This window comes from Peribacillus sp. JNUCC 23 (assembly GCF_053653995.1).
Genome location: NZ_CM132202.1, coordinates 1,794,120 through 1,815,364 on the forward strand (window position 1 = coordinate 1,794,120; position 21,245 = coordinate 1,815,364).

Consider the following 21,245-nt stretch of genomic DNA (forward strand, 5'->3'; position numbering starts at 1 on the left):
GATTTAAACGTGAAAGTAATGACAATAGAGCATCCTCAAACATTTAATCCTGAAGAATTTCCACCTTTAGTTATCGCCATAGGATTTTTTGATGGGATACATATAGGACATCAGAAAGTGATTCAGACCGCAAAAAATGCTGCTGAGAAAATGGGTGCCAAATCAGCGGTGATGACTTTTGATCCCCATCCATCTGCAGTTCTCGGGATAGAGCAACAATCGGTTAAATATATTACGCCGTTGCAAGAAAAGATAGCGATTATTGAAGAGCTTGATGTTGATTATGTTTTCGTTATTCATTTTACAAAAGAATTCGCAACACTAACTCCTCAACAATTCGTGGATAATTATTTAATCAAACTTCATACCATTCATGTTGCAGCAGGCTTTGATTTTTCATATGGAAGGTTCGGTGAAGGAACGATGGACACGCTTCCACTTCATTCAAAAGGTCAATTTACACAAACTGTTGTTGAAAAGCAAACAATAGCAGAAGAGAAAATTAGTTCAACTAGGATAAGAAAAACCTTGCAAGAAGGCGATTTTATTGACTTTTATAAGCTAACAGGAAGATGGTATTCTGTACGAGGAACCGTCATACATGGTGAAAAACGCGGAAGGCAGCTTGGGTTCCCGACTGCAAACATTGACATCAAGGATCGATATATCTTCCCATCTACAGGTGTGTATGCTGTGAAAATTCAAATAGATCATAAATGGTTTAATGGTGTTTGTAATGTGGGGTATAAACCAACATTTCATGAGAAGAGACCTGAATATCCGTCCGTTGAAGTTCATGTGCTTGGTTTTGATCAAGTGATATACGGAGAAGATGTCGCTGTCGAATGGCATAAAAGGCTCCGCAGTGAACAAAAATTTGCCGGCCTGGAAGAATTGGTTCAACAGATTGAAATAGATAAAAATCATGCAATTGAGTATTTTACGCAATTAGGTGGCTAGAACTTGCATTCTGTAAAAAAAGGTTGTATGATATTTAAGTATGAAAATAACCGTTGCTTGGCTAAGCGAGTCTCCGACGCTGGCTCAGTAATAGGGGATTTTACAGAAACTTTAGGAGGAATAAACAATGGCAATTACACAATTACGTAAAAACGAACTTATCACTGAGTACCGCACTCACGACACTGATACTGGATCACCCGAGGTTCAGATTGCAGTATTAACTGAAGAAATCAATAACTTGAACGGTCACTTACGCACTCATAAAAAAGACCACCATTCACGTCGCGGTCTTCTTAAAATGGTTGGTAAACGTCGTAATCTTCTTACTTACCTTCGTAATAAAGATGTTACTCGCTACCGTACATTAATTAATAAATTAGGCTTACGCCGATAATTATTCGAAAAAGCGGGAGAATTTCCCGCTTTTTTGATGTTTGAAGACAAAAGTCATTTTACATAATGTGTAAAAGGGAGATTATTTGAAAAAAAACTTGTTTTTTTCAAATATACTCCATTTTGCTGTTAATGCTTATTTATTTCGTGCATAATAGGAATAGTTTGATTATGGAAGCTTTATTAATTTGACATATATGATAATGAAGATTTTAGATAAGGTTTAGGTGAAAACGACCAGGCCTCTAAAGTGAAGATCAAGAGAGGGGTTTAATAGAAAGATGGGACAGAACAAACATACGTATTCATACGAATGGGCCGGAAGAACATTAACTGTTGAAATTGGCCAGTTGGCTAAACAAGCAAATGGAGCTGTGCTTGTTCGGTATGAAGAAACAGTTGTATTAAGTACAGCCACTGCATCAAAGGAACCAAAGAACGTTGACTTTTTCCCATTAATGGTAAGTTATGAGGAAAGATTATATGCAGTTGGGAAAATTCCGGGTGGATTTATTAAGCGTGAGGGAAGACCAAGTGAAAGAGCAATTTTAGCAAGCCGTTTGATTGATCGTCCAATTCGTCCTTTATTTGCTGATGGGTTTAGAAATGATGTACAAGTTATCAGTATGGTGATGAGTGTAGATCAAGATTGTTCTTCTGAAATGGCCGCAATGCTTGGTTCATCTCTAGCGTTATCCGTTTCAGACATTCCGTTCGAAGGGCCAATCGCAGGTGTAGTTGTTGGTAGAATTGATGGGAAATTCATTATTAATCCGAATGTTGATCAGCTTGCACAAAGCGATATTAATTTGACTGTAGCTGGAACGAAAGACGCAATTAATATGGTTGAAGCAGGGGCTAATGAAATACCTGAAGAAACGATGCTTGAAGCAATTATGTTTGGACATGATGAAATTAAGAAATTAATTGAGTTCCAAGAAAAAATCGTTGCTGAAATTGGCAAAGAAAAAATGGACATCAATCTGTATCAAGTAGATACTGAGCTTGAAGCTGAAATTAAAAGTCTTTGTGAAGCTGATTTAAACAAAGCCGTACAAGTTCAGGAGAAACATGCTCGTGAAGCGGCTATTAAAGAAGTAAAAGACCGGGTGCTGTTGCAATTCGAAGAAGAAACAGACGAAGACAAATTAAAGCAAATTAAAGAAATCTTAAATAAATTGGTGAAATCAGAAGTACGTCGTTTGATTACGGAAGAAAAAGTTCGCCCAGACGGCCGTAACCCGGATGAAATCAGACCGCTTTCTTCTGAAATCGACATCCTTCCTCGTACGCATGGCTCAGGATTATTTACGCGTGGACAAACTCAAGCTTTGTCGATCTGTACTCTTGGTGCACTAGGAGATGTTCAAATTTTAGACGGACTTGGTACTGAGGAATCCAAACGATTCATGCATCACTATAATTTCCCACATTTCAGTGTTGGCGAAACAGGACCAATCCGTGGTGCCGGACGTCGTGAAATTGGTCATGGTGCACTTGGAGAAAGAGCATTAGAGCCAGTGATACCAAATGATAAAGACTTCCCATATACCATCCGACTTGTATCAGAGGTACTTGAATCAAACGGTTCGACTTCACAAGCAAGTATTTGTGCAAGTACGCTTGCTATGATGGATGCGGGTGTTCCTTTGAAAGCACCAGTAGCTGGGATTGCGATGGGACTTGTTAAAACTGGAGAACACTATACCATTTTAACAGATATTCAAGGCATGGAAGATCACCTAGGCGATATGGACTTTAAAGTTGCAGGTACTGCAAAAGGTGTTACTGCTTTGCAAATGGATATAAAAATTGAAGGTTTATCAAGAGAAATTCTTGAAGAAGCCCTTCAACAAGCAAAACGTGGAAGAATGCATATTCTTGAGTCAATGATGTCAACTATCAATACACCACGCGAAAGTCTTTCAAAATATGCACCAAAAATCTTAACGATGGCAATTAACCCAGATAAGATTCGTGATGTAATTGGACCAAGCGGAAAACATATCAATAAAATTATTGAAGAAACTGGCGTGAAAATTGATATTGAGCAAGACGGTACGGTGTTTATTGCGTCTACTAATGAAGAGATGAACCAAAAAGCGAAGAATATTATTGAAGATATTGTTCGTGAAGTAGTTGTTGGTGAAGTCTATCTTGGTAAAGTAAAACGAATTGAAAAATTCGGCGCGTTTGTTGAAATCTTTAATGGTAAAGATGGTCTTGTACACATTTCTGAGCTTGCTGAAGAACGTGTAGGCAAAGTTGAAGATGTTGTAAAAATAGGCGATGAGTTATCTGTTAAAGTCGTTGAAATCGATAAACAAGGAAGAGTAAATCTTTCTCATAAAGCAATTCTAAAGGCTCAAAAAGAAAGTGAAGAAAAATCAGAGGTGTAAGAGTGTTTAGAAATATCGATAAAATGGATGCATGCGATTCTTTGTGAATTTGCATGCTTTTTTCTATTTAGACACTTAGATAAAGGCCAGAGTAGATCGTTCGCTTGGTCTATTCGTATCGATGAAAGCACGGGGCACTTGTTTGTGGGGGAATTCGGCGAAACATAAGACTGTGGAGATCATAGTATTTTTCCATTTTAAAGGAGCTTGCACTATTACTATAGTCAGTGACTACTTTCGTTCTACCTTGTCCATTTTCCTCATACCATTTATATGAGGGGAGCTGTAAAAGATGAGGAAATTAGGCCAGATAGTTGCGTTTAGTGCCATTGCAGGTATATCATGGTTATTAGTGCAAAATCCATATGTAGATTTGTATGTAAAGTCGATAGCAGGGCAGACTGTTGTTGCAGTAAAGCAGAGTGACTCTCTTATGTTAGAGATTGAATCAAAGGCGAAGGAGTATGAAATAGCTCCACAGGATGCAAAAGTTGATTCAATCTGGAAAACGGTACCTGGTCTAAACGGTCTTAAAGTAGACGTTAGGGAATCTTATAAGGCAATGAAAGACAAAGGGATTTTTAATGCAAAAAAATTGGTTTTTGAACAAGTTTCGCCTAATGTACATATAAGCGATTTAACTCCTGCGCCAATTTACCGGGCACATCCTGAAAAACCCGTCGTTTCACTTTTAATAAATGTGGCATGGGGCAATGAATATTTACAGGATATGCTTGCCATACTTAAGGAAAATGAAGTAAAGGCTACCTTCTTTTTGGAAGGAAGATGGACAAAGAATAATCCTGAACTAGCAAAAATGATTGAACAAGGCGGACATGAGATTGGCAATCATTCTTATACTCACCCTGATATGAAGTCACTATCCCAAACGGCTGCTAAGAATGAAATGCAAAAAACAAATGAAGTGATTGAGGCTGTAACAGATAAGAAAGTAAAGTGGTTTGCTCCACCGAGCGGGAGTTTCCGTGATGAAACGGTTGAAATCGCTGACAGTCTTGGGATGGGTACAATTCTTTGGAGTGTCGATACAATTGATTGGCAAAAGCCAAGTCCAGATGTTCTACTAAATAGGGTTCTTAGTAAAGTTCACTCAGGAGCATTTATCTTGATGCATCCAACAGACGCTTCTGCATCGTCATTAGAGGTAATGATTCAACAATTGAAAAAGAAAGGCTTGCAAATTGTAACCGTTTCAGAAGCTGTAAATGAAAGAAGACTGATTCAATAGAGATATCAGTTTACAATTTGCCTGCGCTTTAAAACCGCAAAGAACAAGGAGGAATGTTCATTGATTAAGAAATATACATGTCAAAATGGTGCAAGAATAGTACTCGAAAATATCCCAACAGTCCGTTCAGCTGCGATAGGGATCTGGATTAAAACTGGCTCCCGTAATGAAACACCAGAATTGAATGGGATTTCCCATTTTCTCGAGCATATGTTCTTTAAAGGTACGACCACTCGTAATGCGCGAGAAATTGCTGAATCTTTCGATAGCATTGGCGGACAGGTAAATGCCTTTACTTCAAAGGAATATACTTGCTATTATGCAAAAGTGCTCGACAACCATGCGAGCTTTGCACTTGAAATCCTTTCTGACATGTTCTTTAATTCTACGTTTGACGAAGAAGAATTGAAGAAAGAGAAAAATGTAGTGCTTGAGGAAATTAAAATGTACGAAGATACTCCAGATGATATTGTTCATGACCTGTTAAGTGAAGCGGTATATGAAAAGCATCCACTTGGGTATCCAATCCTTGGCACAGAAGAAACGCTTGATACGTTTACAAGTGAGACGTTAAAACAATACGTTCATGATATGTATACACCGGACAAGGTCGTTATTTCCATTGCTGGGAATGTGGACGAAAGCATGATTCAAGAAGTTGAAAAATATTTTGGATCGTTTACAGGCAGTGATATTCGAACTGAACTTATTAAGCCTATTTTTCATCAAAATCAATTCACAAGGAAGAAAGAAACTGAACAGGCCCACCTATGCTTAGGTTTTGAAGGCTTGAGCATCGGTCACGATGACATGTACAGTTTAATCACTCTTAACAATATTTTGGGTGGCAGTATGAGCAGCCGTCTTTTCCAGGAGGTTCGTGAACAACGCGGCCTTGCCTATTCAGTTTATTCCTATCATTCGAGTTATCAAGATAGCGGTTTAGTGACGATCTATGGTGGTACTGGAGTTAATCAGTTAGAAAGTCTATATGAGACGATACAACTGACTTTAGACACGCTAAAACGGGAAGGGATCTCTGCAAAAGAACTAAGAAACAGCAAAGAGCAACTAAAAGGAAGCTTGATGTTGAGTCTTGAAAGTACCAATAGCAGAATGAGCCGTAACGGTAAAAACGAGCTATTGCTTGAGACCCATCGTTCTCTGGATCGGATTGTAGAATTAATTGATGAAGTAACGGAAGAGCATGTAAACAAGATGGCTCAGCAAATATTTACAGATTCTTATGCTTCTTCATTAGTTAGTCCGCTAGAGAGCTGGAATAAATAATCTCACAAAAAAAGAGGGTCTAACCTCACACTCTATACACCGTTTCATGTGTCGTGTTCACATCTTAATGGTATATAGTAGATGTGGGGTTTGACCCTTTTGTTATGAGACAGCTTTATTTGAGAGAAATCCCTTTTTTAAGTAAATTTCGATGTTCGATGAAAGCAGTTCGGTCACTTAAGGGTTATTGTGAAGCTTGCAACTTTCTTATCACAATAGTCATTCTAATACTTCTATTCTTGGACAAAGTAGGATATAGATGAAATATGAACATATGAGGAGGAGATATTTTGAGGCTTAGTGAATTAAGTGGAAAAGAGATTGTCGATGTGGCCCGTGCTGAGCGATTAGGAGTATTGGGTCAAACTGATCTTGAAATTAACGAAAAGGGACAAATAACAGCTTTAATCATCCCTTCTTTAAAGTGGTTCGGATTAAAGCGGCAAGGACGTGAAATAAAAGTGCCTTGGGAGCACGTAAAGAAGATTGGTTCAGATATGGTGATTATTGATATAGTGGAAACCCAATATGAAGAATAAAGTCTAATGTTTATTTTTACTGCCTTAGGGCGGTTTTTTTTTGTGAATTACTGCAGTTTTATCTCCAAAATCGAATGTAAGATACACATCATACAATCACCTATCTTGAAAGGATTACATAGGATGTAAGGGTAAAACAATGAAAAAAACGCGGAGATATTTCCATAAAAAAGAAGGTGACGGTTTTAATGCTCACAGGCTTGCAAATCGCAGTTATTGGCGGGGATGCTCGTCAGCTAGAGGTAGTTCGAAAACTGACTGAACTGGATGCAAGACTCTGGCTAGTAGGCTTTGAACAGCTTGAACATTCATTTACTGGTGCGGTAAAAGAGAAGCTTGAGGATGTAGATTTTTCTGAGATTGATACAGTTATACTACCTGTTGCAGGTACAAATCTTGAAGGAAAAGTAGATACAATTTTTTCAAATGAAGAAGTAACAATCACGGAAGAAGTTGTGTCTAAAACTCCACCTCATTGTACGTTTTATTCTGGAATTAGTAATGGATATTTAACAGGAATTATGAAAAATACCAACCGGCGTCTTGTACAGCTTTTTGAAAGGGATGATGTAGCCATTTATAACTCAATCCCGACCGTCGAAGGTACAATTATGATGGCTATACAGCATACAGACTTCACGATCCATGGTTCGAATGTAGCCGTTTTAGGGCTAGGTAGAGTCGGCATGACTACAGCGAGAAGCTTTCAAGCTCTTGGTGCGAAGGTAAGAGTAGGAGTTAGAAAAACGGAAGATATTGCAAGGATTACGGAGATGGCTATGACGCCTTTCCATATCAATGATTTAACGAAGATGATGAGAGATGTAGATATATGCATTAATACGATTCCATATCCAATTATTACAGCAAGTGTACTGGCGAATATGCCTGTTCATACCCTAGTCATTGATCTTGCTTCAAAACCGGGAGGTACAGATTTTCGTTATGCTGAGAAAAGGGGAATCAAGGCATTGCTTGCACCAAGTTTGCCTGGTATTGTTGCACCGAAAACTGCAGGTAAAATATTGGGGAATGCATTGTCCGAATTAATCAATGAAGATATGAAAAAGCGAAAGGGGAAAAAGAAATGAGCCTAAAAGGTGTACGAATCGGCTTCGGATTAACTGGTTCGCATTGTACGTATGATGCTGTTTTTCCGGAAATTGAAAAATTGGTGAATGAAGGCGCTGAGGTCATTCCAATCGTCACATCGACTGTTCAGCATACAGAGACAAGATTTGGAAAAGGGGAAGACTGGATTGATAGGATAGAAAAGTTGACCGGACATCATGTGGTCGATACAATAGTAAAAGCAGAGCCATTGGGTCCGAAAACTCCTCTTGCTTGTATGGTCATTGCTCCGATGACGGGAAATTCAATGAGTAAGATGGCAAATGCATTAACAGATTCACCAGTGCTTATGGCTGCAAAAGCGACGATGAGGAATCACCGTCCAGTCGTCTTAGCCGTCTCAACGAATGATGCTCTGGGACTTAATGGAATGAATTTAATGAGATTAATGGACTCAAAGGATGTTTATTTTGTACCATATGGTCAGGATGATCCGGAGAGGAAACCGACTTCGATGGTAGCAAGAATGAGTCAGATACGTGAAACCATCATCGCTGCATTAGATGGCAATCAAATTCAACCAGTAATCATCGAGAGATTTAAAGATCCCTCATAAATTTTAAATAATGAAACAGATGAAAATGCCGATAAGTAGTCAGACTTTTGTCAATTTTTTGCTTGTATTGCCCCGATTACGACATAAATTAGTAAAATCCTGTTTCTTTCGTGCATGGATATGTTAAAATAAATGATATTTCTATTAAAAATGTTACTAGCATTGATGACAAATAGATAGAAGTCATTATGTGAATGGAAAAGGGGTAAGGGAAATGGAAGAGACAAAAGGATTAAATATTGCGGTTGTTGGGGCAACCGGAGCAGTAGGACAACAAATGATAAAAACACTTGAATCAAGAGAACTGCCTATAAAAAAAATCACTTTTTTATCTTCGGCCCGTTCGGCAGGAAAGAAACTTTTATTTAAAGGCAAAGAAATTGAAGTTCAGGAAGCAAAGCCTGAAAGCTTTGAAGGTATAGATATTGCGTTATTCAGTGCGGGTGGAAGTATTTCTAAGGAATTGGCACCTGAAGCAGTGAAACGCGGGGCGATTGTGGTTGATAACACAAGTGCTTACCGCATGGATGAACAAGTCCCTTTAGTTGTTCCTGAGGTAAATGAAGAGGACTTACGCAACCATAACGGAATCATTGCAAATCCGAACTGTTCAACCATTCAAATGGTCGTAGCTCTTGAACCGATTAGAGAGGCTTATGGTTTAAATAAGATTATTGTTTCGACTTATCAAGCTGTTTCTGGAGCAGGTGCTGCAGCAATCGATGAATTAAGAGAGCAGTCTCGTGACTTACTTGATAACCAAGAAATTAAACCGGCAGTATTACCAGTGAAAGGCGATAAAAAGCATTATCAAATCGCATTTAACGTAATCCCGCAGATTGATACATTTCAGGAAAACGGTTTTACTTACGAAGAAATGAAAATGATTAATGAAACGAAAAAGATCATGCATATGCCCGAATTGCATGTAGCTGCAACCTGTGTAAGACTACCTGTAGAGACCGGCCATTCTGAGTCAGTATATCTTGAAACAAATGCAGAGGGCATTACAGCAGCCGATATCAAAACATTATTAAGTGATGCGCCAGGAGTCGTGCTTCAAGATGACCCAGAAAATCAAATTTATCCGATGCCGTCCGATGCTGTCGGAAAGACCGGCGTCTTTGTTGGCAGAATTCGTAAAGATTTGGATAAGGATAATGGATTCCATCTATGGGTAGTATCTGATAACCTTCTTAAAGGTGCTGCTTGGAATTCGGTTCAAATCGCGGAAAGTTTATTGAAATTAGGATTAGTTACGGTAAAATAAAGATAGCATTTATCAGTAAAGCGAAATTATTCGTTAGATTGTAATGAAAAAGAGATATGAGAAGCAATGTGGCTGGTGAAAAAAGGCAGACCCAGTAACTACTGATTACAGTATAAAAGTTTTATTTAATACCAATTACTGTAGTAGAGTACGAAATCGGACCTTTTTGAGCTAGCCCTTTACATTTGAGGTGTGAAGAATGAAATTCATCGTTCAGAAATTCGGGGGAACTTCTGTACGAGATGAGGAAAGCAGAGCACATGCTAAGCGTCATATTCAAAAAGCGCTAAATGATGGGTTCAAGGTTGTGGTCGTCGTCTCGGCAATGGGAAGAAAAGGAGATGTCTATGCAACGGACACGCTTTTATCACTCGTAAATGGTTCAGACAGCAAACTCTCAAAAAGAGAACAAGATTTACTTTTATCCGTGGGGGAAACAATCTCTTCGGTTGTTTTCACGAATACACTACTGGATAGTGGAATAAGCGCGACAACCTTTACAGGGGCTCAAGCCGGATTCCTAACAAACCAGGATCATACAAATGCCAAAATTATTGACATGAAATGTGATAGAATAAGAAGAGAGCTAGAACTTCATGATGTTGTTGTTGTTGCTGGCTTTCAAGGAGCAACTAAAAACGGGGATATTACGACGATTGGACGAGGCGGAAGCGATACATCTGCTGCTGCTCTTGGCTCAGCACTGCAAGCTGAATATGTCGATATATTCACCGATGTAGAAGGTATTATGACAGCTGATCCGCGCATAGCAGACTATGCCCGCCCACTATCTGTAGTAACCTATAATGAAGTATGTAACATGGCATACCAAGGAGCGAAAGTCATTCATCCTAGAGCTGTCGAGATTGCCATGCAGGCGAAGGTACCGATTCGTATCAGATCTACTTATTCAGATGGTCTCGGAACATTGGTGACGAGTATGAATAAAGGCAGCCATGGCGCTGAGATAAAAGAAAGACTTGTGACAGGGATCGCCCATGTTTCGAAAATTACTCAAATTAAAGTGAAAGCAAAGAAAGACCAATATAATCTTCAGGCTGAAGTATTTAAAGCGATGGCAAATGCTTCAATAAGTGTCGATTTTATTAATATTTCACCAAACGCAGTCGTCTATACAGTTACAGAAGAAATGACAAGCAATGCCATTACTATTTTGGAAAATATGGGGTATGAGCCATTTATCCAAAGGAATTGTGCGAAAGTCTCGGTTGTTGGGGCTGGGATTAATGGAGTACCTGGTGTTGCTGCCAAAATCGTCACAGCATTATCAGAACGAGAAATTAGCATTTTACAATCCGCGGATAGCCACACCACGATTTGGGTGTTGGTGAAGGAACAAGATTTGTCAGTTGCTGTGAATGCACTACATGACGCATTTCAATTGCATGAAGAAACCCCGGAATACCGGATAACGGATCGATAACTTTATTCAAATTATCGTATCCATGATGAGGATCTCATCTTATAAAATCAAGAGGTGTATGTATGATTAACTTTGGTAGAGTTTCAACCGCAATGGTTACTCCTTTCGATAAAAAAGGGAATATTGACTTAGCAAAAACAACATTATTGATCAATTACTTGATCGAAAACGGCACAGATTCATTAGTAATATCAGGTACAACTGGAGAGTCACCTACCTTAACATCTGAAGAAAAAATTGCGTTACTCAAGCATGTTGTTAACATTGTAGACAAACGAATTCCTGTTGTTATGGGAACTGGCAGCTATAATACGTATTCAACAATTGAGCTTACGAAAAAAGCAGAGAAAAATGGTGCAGATGCCATCATGCTAGTGGCTCCTTACTACAGTAAAACAAATCAGGAAGGTCTTTATCAGCATTTTAAAACGATAGCAGAGAACACATCCCTTCCGGTTATGGTATACAATATCCCTGGAAGAGCGGCTGTAAATATTACTCCAGAAACGATTATTAGATTATCTGAAATTGATAATATTGTGGCTGTTAAAGAAGCAAGCGGTGATTTGATTGCCATGACCCAAATCATTTCAGGCACTAATGAGGATTTTCAATTGTATAGCGGAGATGACGGCATTACCCTTCCTGTTCTTGCAATTGGTGGCGCTGGGGTCGTATCAGTCGCATCACATATTATCGGGAATGAAATGCAGCAAATGATCGAGTCTTTCTTTGTAGGGAACCTTAAAGAAGCAGCTAAACAACATCAGGCATTGCTTCCGGTATTCAAAGGCCTATTTGCAGCGCCGAGCCCAGTTCCAGTCAAGACAGCTTTGCAAATGAAGGGGATTGATGTCGGTTCGGTTAGACTGCCACTTGTGCCACTTACTGAACAGGAAAGAACGGCACTTGGCACGACTATTTTATAAAGTGAAACTTCAATCAGTGGGGGGTTTCTTTATCCCCACTGATTGTTAGTTGAACCAATCGGGCAGTTATCCCCCACCTACGCTTCTTCGATTCATCTAAGCCTTGAGGTAGGGGTCCTGACTTTCCGTTAATGCGGGATAAATATAGAAATCGTATACAAGCCAATCGGTAACGATTGGCTTGTTGTATATAATGAATGTATGCGCTTTTAAATTTAAAGAAATTATTTGCAGTAATTTTGACTCCTATTTTTAAAATAAATCAAGTTTGAAAGTGAAAGAATAACCTGTTTTTTAAAGCATCAGTTATAATGGATACAATTGGATTTCGAACTGCATTTACTCGAGGAGGATATAAGGTTGACTAGAGATGATATGAACGGCATTAGAGTTATACCCCTGGGAGGACAGGGAGAGCTTGGGAAAAATATGTATATTGTTGAAGTAAATCAAGATATGTTTCTGCTTGATGCAGGTTTAATGTTTCCAGAAGATGAAATGTTAGGCATTGATGCGGTTATTCCAGACATTACGTATGTGCTAGAGAACAGAGAAAGGGTAAAAGCAATATTTTTAAGTCATGGGCATGACGACCATATAGGGGCATTGTCTTATGTTTTAAAATACATTAAGGCACCTGTGTATGGTACAAAATTAACATTGGCCCTAGCCAAAGAGAAAATGAAGGAAAATGACTTTAAAGGCAAGGCGGAATTTATTGAAATTCAGTCTGATTCAATATTGAACTTTCAAGCGAGCAGAATCAGCTTTTTCCGGACAAATCATAGTATACCTGACTCTATTGGGATTGCGATTCATACAGAGGAAGGTACAATTGTCTATACGGGTGCTTTTAAATTTGATCAGGCGGCACCAGATATGTACAAGCCTGAAATAGGAAAAATGGCGGCTCTTGGAGAAGAGGGAGTACTCTGTCTGCTATCGGATAGTACAGGAGCAGAGTCCCCAGGCTATACCCCTTCAGAAGCAATTGTAGAACAAGATACGATACAGGCATTTCAACAAGCAAGAGGACGATTAATCGTTGCTTGCTTCGCTTCTAATATTATCCGTATTCAACATGTATTTAACGCGGCAGCAATCAGCGGCAGAAAAGTTGTGGTGGTCGGAAAAAACATACAGCGTGTATATGAAACCGCCTTAAAACTAGGTTATCTTACATTACCTGATGATTTAATTATTCCAGTGTCAGAACTTAAACAATATCCCGATCATAAGTTAGTTATATTATCGACCGGTCACCAAGGTGAACCAATTACAGCGTTGCAAAAGATGGCAAAAGGTACGCATAAGCAAGTTTCAATAAAACCGGAAGACACAGTGATTCTTGCAGCTTCTCCTTTAAAAGGTGGAGAGGTGAAACTATTTAAAACGATTGATATGTTATACCGGGTAGGTGCTACAGTTGTAACCAATCGTTATACAGTACATGTTACCGATCATGGCAGTCAGGAAGAACTGAAAATGATGCTAAACCTAATGAAGCCGAAATACTTAATGCCAGTACATGGAGAATATCGTCAATTATATGCTCACCAAAAGCTGGCGATTGGGGCTGGTCTACAAAAAGATCATGTTGTTGTCGCAGATAAAGGTGATATGATTGAAATGACCAATAATCAAATCAGACTTTCAAGCAAAGTATCTTCCGGAAATGTATTAATTGATGGAAGCGGTGTTGGAGATGTGGGAAATATTGTACTCCGCGATCGTAGGCTCCTGTCTCAAGATGGAACGTTAATCGTTGTAGTAACGCTGAACAGAGGAGATAAATCGATTGTAGCTGGTCCTGAAATCATTTCGCGTGGATTTGTGTATGTCCGTGAATCAGAGAAACTGATGGATGAAGCAACAGAACTGGTTTATAACATTGTCCAAAAAGCAAGGACCCGCCATCCTTTCGATTGGGCCGTATTGAAACAAGATATACGTGATTCATTAAACCAATACCTTTTTGAGAAAACGAAGAGACGGCCGATGATCTTGCCGATTATTATGGAAATTTAATATTATGATAAGGTCCTAGCAGTGTGAAATAGCTAGGACCTTTTTATACAAAAAAGATATTGACAGTTGGAGTGTACTACGTGTATAGTACATATAAATAGTGTATGACCTATATAATACATACACTATTAAAGTAGTTCAAATTAGGAGATGGTTTCATGAATGCTACTTTTAATAATCGTGATCCTGTTTATTTACAGGTTGTACGATATTTTAAGGAACAAATTGCAAACGGAAATCTTGTGGCAGGACAAGAAATTCCATCTAGAAGAGAGCTTGCGGCCACGATGAAAATAAATCCGAATACGGCTCAAAAGGCGTATAAAGAAATGGAGGAGCAAGATTTGATTACGACTGAACGGAATTTCCCAAGCAAAATTACAAAAAATGAAAATATCTTACAAAGTGTAAGAGAGGAATTAATTATTACGGCAGTTGAATCGTTTTTGCAGTCCATTCGCCCGATAAATGTTCCGATCGATGAGTTGCTTCGAATTGTACAGGAAAAATATTCGCAAGAAAGTAGTAAGGAGGGACTCTAAATGATTGAAGTTAATCAGCTCACAAAAAAGTTCGGTAGAAAAAAAGTACTAGATGGTGTTTCATTCACGGCTAATAAGGGAGAGATTACATGCTTAATCGGAATTAATGGTGTTGGAAAAACGACCACATTAAAGGCAATCATGGGGCTGACGTCATTTAGTAAAGGAAGCATATTAATTGATGGACAAAAAATCAATAAGAACATGTATGAAAAAGTAGCATTTATTCCGGATGCGATTACAATGCTTCCACAAATGACAATTAAACAAGCGATGCAATTTATGCAGGATTTCTATCAAAATTGGAATCAAGAACGAGCGACAGAGCTTCTTACTTTCTTTAAGTTAGATGAAAAATCGCGTATTTCAGAATTATCAAAAGGAAACACAGCCAAAATTAACTTGCTGATGGGATTGGCAATTGACGTTGATTATATTTTAATGGATGAACCATTCTCTGGTATCGACATCTTTAGTCGTGAACAAATTGCGGATGTGTTCGCAAGCCATTTAATAGAAGACCGGGGTGTCATCATCACTACCCATGAAATCAATGATATCGAGCATTTGATCGATAAAGTCATTTTATTGGATAATGGCATCGTTTTAAAAGAATTTAATACCGAACAAATGCGTCAGGAAGAGGGGAAATCCGTTGTTGACGTGATGAGAGAGGTGTATCAAGGATGAAAAGTTATGTAAAGCTTGTCAATTTTGAAATCAATCGTTTTATAAAAATTTATGTGTCGTTATTGATTATTACACTACTTAGCCAATTTATCGGGGTATTTGTTACTTCAAAGGGGTTAATGAATCGGGTACATGAAACAATGTTTGAGCGGAATTTGTCCGAGTCCGCATATCTGAATGAATTTGGCGGTGTTGATTTTACCAATATTTCATCTACACTTTGGTTTTTGGGCCCGGTTGCCTTATGTATTGTCGCCCTAATCTTTTATTGCTTTATGATCTGGTATCGGGATTGGTTCGGAAAAAATACCTTTGCTTATCGATTATTAATGTTACCAACTGCAAGAATTTCATTATATTTTTCAAAAGCTTCAGCGATTCTACTTTTTACTTTTGGTTTACTTGCATTTCAAATACTTATATTACCACTTGAGAATGCATTGTTTGAATCACTAATTCCGGAAAACTTCTTAAAAATAAACATGGATGTCTCATCCATTCTTCAGTCACATGGTATTTTGGGAATTATCATACCGCCATATTTTAGTAATTTTCTCATCTCATATGGAATTGGCATGATGTTTGTGTTTGTTCTCTTTACCTCCATTCTGTTTGAAAGAAGCTTTCGTCTAAAAGGGATTGTACTTGGAATTCTTTATTGTATTGCAGCGGTTTTGTTATTTCTATCACCACTGTTTATCCTTTCTAACGGGCCGTTTTCTATTTTATATAGCGAAGAAATTTTTGCGATTTTCCTAGCACTTGGAATATTAATCACAGCTGCTTCTATCGTAATTGGAAATTGGCTAATATCAAAACGGGTATTAGTTTAAGGGGGGAATGGCAATGAAACGGTATATGAGCAGTATTTTACTCGTATGTGTATCAATCATCATCATCGGAGCCTATTATGGAAAAATGATGGTCAGCGCTAATAATTTTCCGGAGTACTCAATAAAAACATTAGAGGGTCAGGAAAGTGAAATAAAAGATGTTACTTTAAGTGGTTATGTAGAAAAGGAAGGCATAAGTAATAGTGTAAAGATTACTACTAATAAAACTTTATATCTAAGTCAGCAATCGTATTGGCAACGAATGACTGGAAATAATAATCCTGAAATTGAAAAACTTAAAAAAGAACATCGTTCCTTTATGCGTGGAAAATATAGTATCGACTCTTTTTATCAAGATTCAGATTTTATCGCCTATGCAGACGTGGAATATAAATTATCCTCAATAGATCATTCATATAAACACGTGTTTAACATTGGCTTATTGGACTTGGCTTCTGATAAGGACATATCATTCGAAATGGGTGTTCCTGGTGAAATATTCAACCATATCTCAGTGTTAGATGTACAACTCATTCAATCCAAATTAAAAGTGGTTACTAAAAATTACATATATACCAATACTGATGTGGATGATGTGGAAGTACATGTATATACTTTTGATCTTGGTAATCAGAAGCTACTAAATGATGAAGTGATCATCACGCCGCAACAAATCAAAATGGGCTATGATGTCTTAGATTCAATGGGACTAAACTCCAAGCGGCCTCGAAATTCTATCGTTTTTATTAAGCGACCTGAAGTTGTAAATCAAAGTGAAGAATCAGCAAGTAATACTGATAAAGCAGCAATATTGGAATATGTTTATGAAAAAAATCATTTAGAAACGATTGAGTTGCCTGAAACATTAGAAACTCGTATTGTGACAAGTCAAAATTATTTGATTGGAGATAAGTTGTATATAATCAATCAAGATGCGAAAGGTATGCATGTAACAACATTTAATATCACAAACCAATCCATAACAAATGATCAAACTTTTCCAATTAATAATAATGATTGGGGAGGAGTATTTCCGATTGTCATTAAAAATGATCAAGTGTACGTACTTGCGACAAATGATTTTGAAAAAGATAATACGACAAATGTGCCACCGCAATTATTTATCGCTGAACTGAAAACAGGTGAAATTTTGTATAAGGGTGAAGTGATCCCGAAAAAGACGGATAAAAAGATTAACACAAAACCATTAGTTTTACATTCATTAGAAATTAACTGAATAATAATCCGCATTTAACAAAATGTGGCCACTATGTTCACTTTGAATTCTTAACAAGAACTATTATCAACAGACGGTTAATAAAAGAGGTTGATTATCTACATATAGTAGGTAATCAACTTTTTTTATTTGGGTATAATTCTTTGGTTCTTCAAGTTAAATGCAATGGGATTATTATTTTTCCATTGATATTTCTCTGTAAAGAATGAACCTTACCAGCTTAGTTCATACTAACTCTATTCATAATCTGAAAGGGGATGGGTAGATTGGATCGAGGAAAGATGGAAAATCCTGATGAAGGACGACAAGAAGAGAAAGGCTCGACACTTATAGAAAAAATTCAACAGCTTGGACAAACCAATGTTCCACAGATGTCGAAAGATTCAAAAATACATTGCTTAACGATTGTAGGCCAAATCGAAGGTCATATGCAGCTGCCACCTCAAAATAAAACAACGAAATATGAGCATGTGATTCCGCAAATCGTTGCGATTGAACAAAATCCGAATATTGAAGGGCTGCTTGTTATTTTAAACACGGTCGGTGGAGATGTAGAAGCTGGCTTGGCAATTGCCGAGATGCTTGGTTCATTATCAAAGCCGTGTGTTTCTATCGTGCTTGGTGGTGGTCATTCGATTGGTGTACCAATAGCTGTTTCGTGTGATCATTCATTTATTGCTGAAACCGCTACGATGACAATCCATCCAATTCGTTTAACAGGTCTCGTCATTGGGGTCCCGCAAACATTTGAATACTTAGATAAGATGCAAGATCGCGTAATCAACTTTGTAACTAAGCACTCAAAAGTTACGGAAGAACAATTCAAGGATCTTATGTTCGCAAAAGGAAATTTAACTAGGGATATTGGAACAAATGTTGTCGGTCAAGAGGCTGTCGATTATGGAGTCATTGATGAAGTAGGAGGAGTTGGTCAAGCGATGAGGAAATTAAACGAATTAATCGATCAATCCAATCAAGAGCAAGAGGGTAATGAGGAGGGCATGCTGCAATGACGTTGTATACGATTGTACCAGAGGAATACATTTTCCCAGGGCATTCTGAGGCACATGAAAATATTCATTTTCTTAACTATGGCGGGATTCCAGTAATATGTGAACAATCTGATCATTATTCGTTTCGGGTGGAAAGGATTGTAAGCACAGACCCTGCTCATTTTTTAGTAAAAGGGATTGAGCCAGGTAGCATTCTATCTGTTAAACAAAGCTTTCTTAACTAGAAAAAACGTCCATGAAAGCTATTTTATGCTATACTAAAACTACTTACGAATAAGCAGCCTCTTGGCTGCTTTATTCATTCTTGAAAAAATCGTGTACATAAAATGCAGGGAAAATTAAGGTGATAAAATGGCGAAGAAAAAACGCAGAAAATCAAAAGGGTCAGCGAATTTAAAAAAAACAATGAAATTTGAACTGATTGGCTTAAGTCTTCTTGGCCTATCAGCAATCGCCATTGCTGAGCTTGGTGCAGTTGGTAAGGCGATTACCTTTTTGGTTCGTTTCTTTATGGGCGAATGGTATATTCTGCTCTTACTTGGTCTAATTGCAATCGGATTATTTTTAATGGTGAAGAGGTCGGTGCCATTTTTGCTAAAGCGGCAATTAGTTGGCTTCTATTTAATTGTGATGAGTATTCTTATGCTCAGCCATGTTAGATTATTTACCCTATTGGCAGATGGTGGTCCGTTTCAAAAGCCAAGCGTAATCCGAAATACTTGGGACTTATTTTGGATGGAGGTCAATGGGAAGACAAGCACCCATGATTTAGGAGGGGGAATGATTGGAGCAATCTTGTTTGCAGCATCTTATTTTTTATTTGATGCAGCAGGCTCTAAAATTGCTGCTTTTATCTTCATAATAATAGGAGTCATTTTATTAACTGGCAAAACGTTAGGGGACACGCTCGGTAAGTTTTTTATTTCTTTTTCCAATTTCGTGTCGGAACAGTGGTCTGCTTTTATTGACGATATGAAGACATGGACACAAGAAAAAAAGGAACGTAAAAAGCAAAAAATAGAGCTCAAAGTAGAAAAAGAGAAACAAGAAGAAAGTAAAGAACCTTCATTGGAGGAAGGGGAAATCGAAATCATTGCCCCATCTAATCGCTTAATCTCCAATTTTGCCGAGACGGCATACGGTGAAAAGGATGATTCAAAACCAATTGAATCCATTGAAATGGATAAGCAGTCAGAAGATTTTGAGGGCATATTGGAAGAAGTAGGAGATATTGCCCCTCCTATGACGTTTACTGAAGTGGAGAACAAAGAATACAATCTTCCAGCACTTTCAATATTGAATCAACCTAAAAAGACAGATCAAAGCGGAGAGTATAAATTAATTCATGAAAATGCGGCAAAGCTTGAGCGGACATTTTTAAGTTTTGGAGTAAAAGCCAAAGTAACCCAAGTGCATCTGGGCCCCGCGGTTACCAAATATGAAATACATCCCGACGTTGGCGTGAAGGTAAGTAAAATCGTATCTTTGTCAGATGATCTGGCGCTTGCACTAGCTGCTAAGGATATTCGAATTGAAGCACCTATCCCGGGAAAATCAGCGATTGGAATAGAAGTTCCAAACTCTGAAATTGCTATGGTTTCTTTACGTGAAGTATTGGAAGCGAAGGAATTTGACAAGCAAGAATCTAAACTACAAGTTGCTCTAGGACGGAATATTTCAGGCGAAGCAGTGAAGGCTGAGCTGAATAAAATGCCGCATTTACTAGTTGCTGGCGCGACGGGAAGTGGTAAATCTGTTTGCATTAATGGAATCATTACGAGCATTTTGATGAGGGCAAAGCCACATGAAGTAAAAATGATGATGATTGATCCGAAAATGGTTGAATTAAACGTGTATAACGGCATTCCTCATTTGCTTGCCCCGGTAGTTACGGATCCTAAAAAAGCTTCACAAGCTTTAAAAAAGGTCGTAAGTGAAATGGAACGACGCTATGAGTTGTTCTCTCATTCAGGCACTAGAAATATCGAGGGGTATAATGAATATATCAAAAACTTTAATGAGGAAGAAGAAGATAAACAACCGTTATTACCGTATATTGTCGTCATTGTCGATGAGCTAGCTGACTTAATGATGGTTGCTTCTTCTGACGTGGAAGATGCCATTACAAGACTTGCACAAATGGCAAGAGCTGCAGGAATTCATTTGATTATTGCAACACAAAGGCCTTCAGTCGATGTTATTACAGGGATTATTAAAGCTAATATCCCGTCTAGGATCGCCTTTAGTGTTTCCTCGATGACGGATTCAAGAACGATCCTTGATATGGGGGGCGCTGAAAAACTCCTAGGTAGAGGTGATATGCTGTTTCTACCGGTAGGTGCGTCTAAACCAATTCGTGTTCAAGGTGCCTTTTTATCTGATCATGAGGTTGAGGATGTTGTGAATTATGTGATATCACAGCAAAAAGCTCAGTATAATGATGAAATGATCCCTGATGAGATCGTAGAAACAACTGGTGAAGTGGAAGATAGTCTATATGATGATGCCGTTTCGCTTATTGTTGAAATGCAGACAGCATCTGTTTCCATGTTGCAAAGGCGTTTTCGAATTGGTTATACTCGAGCTGCTCGATTGATCGATGAGATGGAAGCGAGAGGGATCGTTGGACCATATGAAGGTAGTAAGCCGAGAATCGTCTTAATCGCAAAAGACCCTTCTAACGAAGCAAATCTGTCATAAGGTGCGATATGGTATTAAATTGAAGGAAGTAAAGCAAAG

General features: G+C 38.2%; 19 protein-coding genes. All 19 read left to right on the forward strand.

The window, feature by feature from the left end:
* Positions 1 to 9: 9 nt before the first annotated feature.
* Positions 10 to 960, forward strand: coding sequence for a bifunctional riboflavin kinase/FAD synthetase (gene ribF / locus JNUCC23_RS08545; RefSeq protein WP_062181057.1), 951 nt, complete (start codon positions 10 to 12; stop codon positions 958 to 960).
* A 127-nt stretch (positions 961 to 1,087) separates the two neighbouring features.
* Positions 1,088 to 1,357: a 30S ribosomal protein S15 gene (gene rpsO, locus JNUCC23_RS08550; RefSeq protein ID WP_049680822.1), complete on the forward strand. Its 270-nt coding sequence runs from the start codon at positions 1,088 to 1,090 to the stop codon at positions 1,355 to 1,357.
* Between the two features lie 280 nt (positions 1,358 to 1,637).
* Positions 1,638 to 3,755, forward strand: coding sequence for a polyribonucleotide nucleotidyltransferase (pnp, locus tag JNUCC23_RS08555; RefSeq protein ID WP_062181054.1), 2,118 nt, complete (start codon positions 1,638 to 1,640; stop codon positions 3,753 to 3,755).
* 292 nt (positions 3,756 to 4,047) lie between these two features.
* The gene (locus tag JNUCC23_RS08560; RefSeq protein ID WP_403073384.1) at positions 4,048 to 5,004 is read left to right on the forward strand and encodes a polysaccharide deacetylase family protein; all 957 of its coding nucleotides are present in this window, start codon (positions 4,048 to 4,050) and stop codon (positions 5,002 to 5,004) included.
* A gap of 60 nt (positions 5,005 to 5,064) precedes the next feature.
* Positions 5,065 to 6,294 carry a M16 family metallopeptidase gene (locus JNUCC23_RS08565; RefSeq protein ID WP_062181048.1) on the forward strand — a complete coding sequence of 410 codons (1,230 nt, stop codon included), beginning with the start codon at positions 5,065 to 5,067 and terminating at the stop codon, positions 6,292 to 6,294.
* A gap of 290 nt (positions 6,295 to 6,584) precedes the next feature.
* Positions 6,585 to 6,833: a YlmC/YmxH family sporulation protein gene (locus tag JNUCC23_RS08570; RefSeq protein WP_403073387.1), complete on the forward strand. Its 249-nt coding sequence runs from the start codon at positions 6,585 to 6,587 to the stop codon at positions 6,831 to 6,833.
* Positions 6,834 to 7,021: 188 nt separating this feature from the next.
* Positions 7,022 to 7,924: a dipicolinic acid synthetase subunit A gene (dpaA, locus tag JNUCC23_RS08575; protein ID WP_062183302.1), complete on the forward strand. Its 903-nt coding sequence runs from the start codon at positions 7,022 to 7,024 to the stop codon at positions 7,922 to 7,924.
* Complete coding sequence (locus JNUCC23_RS08580; protein ID WP_062181042.1) at positions 7,921 to 8,520, forward strand: dipicolinate synthase subunit B; 600 nt, start codon at positions 7,921 to 7,923, stop codon at positions 8,518 to 8,520. The genes dpaA and JNUCC23_RS08580 overlap by 4 nt, the downstream gene beginning before the upstream one ends.
* 214 nt (positions 8,521 to 8,734) lie before the next feature.
* Positions 8,735 to 9,790, forward strand: a complete 1,056-nt coding sequence (gene asd, locus JNUCC23_RS08585) for an aspartate-semialdehyde dehydrogenase (RefSeq protein ID WP_062181039.1) — start codon at positions 8,735 to 8,737, stop codon at positions 9,788 to 9,790.
* Between the two features lie 199 nt (positions 9,791 to 9,989).
* Positions 9,990 to 11,234 carry an aspartate kinase gene (dapG, locus tag JNUCC23_RS08590; RefSeq protein WP_062181036.1) on the forward strand — a complete coding sequence of 415 codons (1,245 nt, stop codon included), beginning with the start codon at positions 9,990 to 9,992 and terminating at the stop codon, positions 11,232 to 11,234.
* Positions 11,235 to 11,296: 62 nt separating this feature from the next.
* On the forward strand, positions 11,297 to 12,163 hold the full coding sequence (gene dapA / locus JNUCC23_RS08595) for a 4-hydroxy-tetrahydrodipicolinate synthase (protein ID WP_062181035.1): 867 nt from the start codon (positions 11,297 to 11,299) through the stop codon (positions 12,161 to 12,163).
* Between the two features lie 375 nt (positions 12,164 to 12,538).
* A complete protein-coding gene (locus JNUCC23_RS08600; RefSeq protein ID WP_403074013.1) occupies positions 12,539 to 14,191 on the forward strand; it encodes a ribonuclease J in 1,653 nt (550 codons plus the stop codon).
* 158 nt (positions 14,192 to 14,349) lie between these two features.
* Positions 14,350 to 14,733 (forward strand): GntR family transcriptional regulator, encoded by a 384-nt coding sequence (locus tag JNUCC23_RS08605; RefSeq protein WP_403073391.1) that lies wholly within the window; start codon positions 14,350 to 14,352, stop codon positions 14,731 to 14,733.
* A complete protein-coding gene (locus tag JNUCC23_RS08610) occupies positions 14,734 to 15,423 on the forward strand; it encodes an ABC transporter ATP-binding protein (protein WP_062181030.1) in 690 nt (229 codons plus the stop codon).
* Positions 15,420 to 16,256: a hypothetical protein gene (locus JNUCC23_RS08615; protein WP_454215237.1), complete on the forward strand. Its 837-nt coding sequence runs from the start codon at positions 15,420 to 15,422 to the stop codon at positions 16,254 to 16,256. The genes JNUCC23_RS08610 and JNUCC23_RS08615 overlap by 4 nt, the downstream gene beginning before the upstream one ends.
* Before the next feature lie 13 nt (positions 16,257 to 16,269).
* Positions 16,270 to 17,493, forward strand: coding sequence for a hypothetical protein (locus JNUCC23_RS08620; protein WP_454215239.1), 1,224 nt, complete (start codon positions 16,270 to 16,272; stop codon positions 17,491 to 17,493).
* Positions 17,494 to 17,774: 281 nt separating this feature from the next.
* Entirely contained in the window at positions 17,775 to 18,506 is a 732-nt protein-coding gene (locus tag JNUCC23_RS08625; protein WP_403074015.1) for a ClpP family protease, read from the forward strand.
* Complete coding sequence (locus tag JNUCC23_RS08630; protein WP_062181019.1) at positions 18,503 to 18,730, forward strand: YlzJ-like family protein; 228 nt, start codon at positions 18,503 to 18,505, stop codon at positions 18,728 to 18,730. The genes JNUCC23_RS08625 and JNUCC23_RS08630 overlap by 4 nt, the downstream gene beginning before the upstream one ends.
* A gap of 127 nt (positions 18,731 to 18,857) precedes the next feature.
* Complete coding sequence (locus JNUCC23_RS08635) at positions 18,858 to 21,206, forward strand: DNA translocase FtsK (protein ID WP_454215241.1); 2,349 nt, start codon at positions 18,858 to 18,860, stop codon at positions 21,204 to 21,206.
* The last annotated feature ends 39 nt before the right edge of the window (positions 21,207 to 21,245 follow it).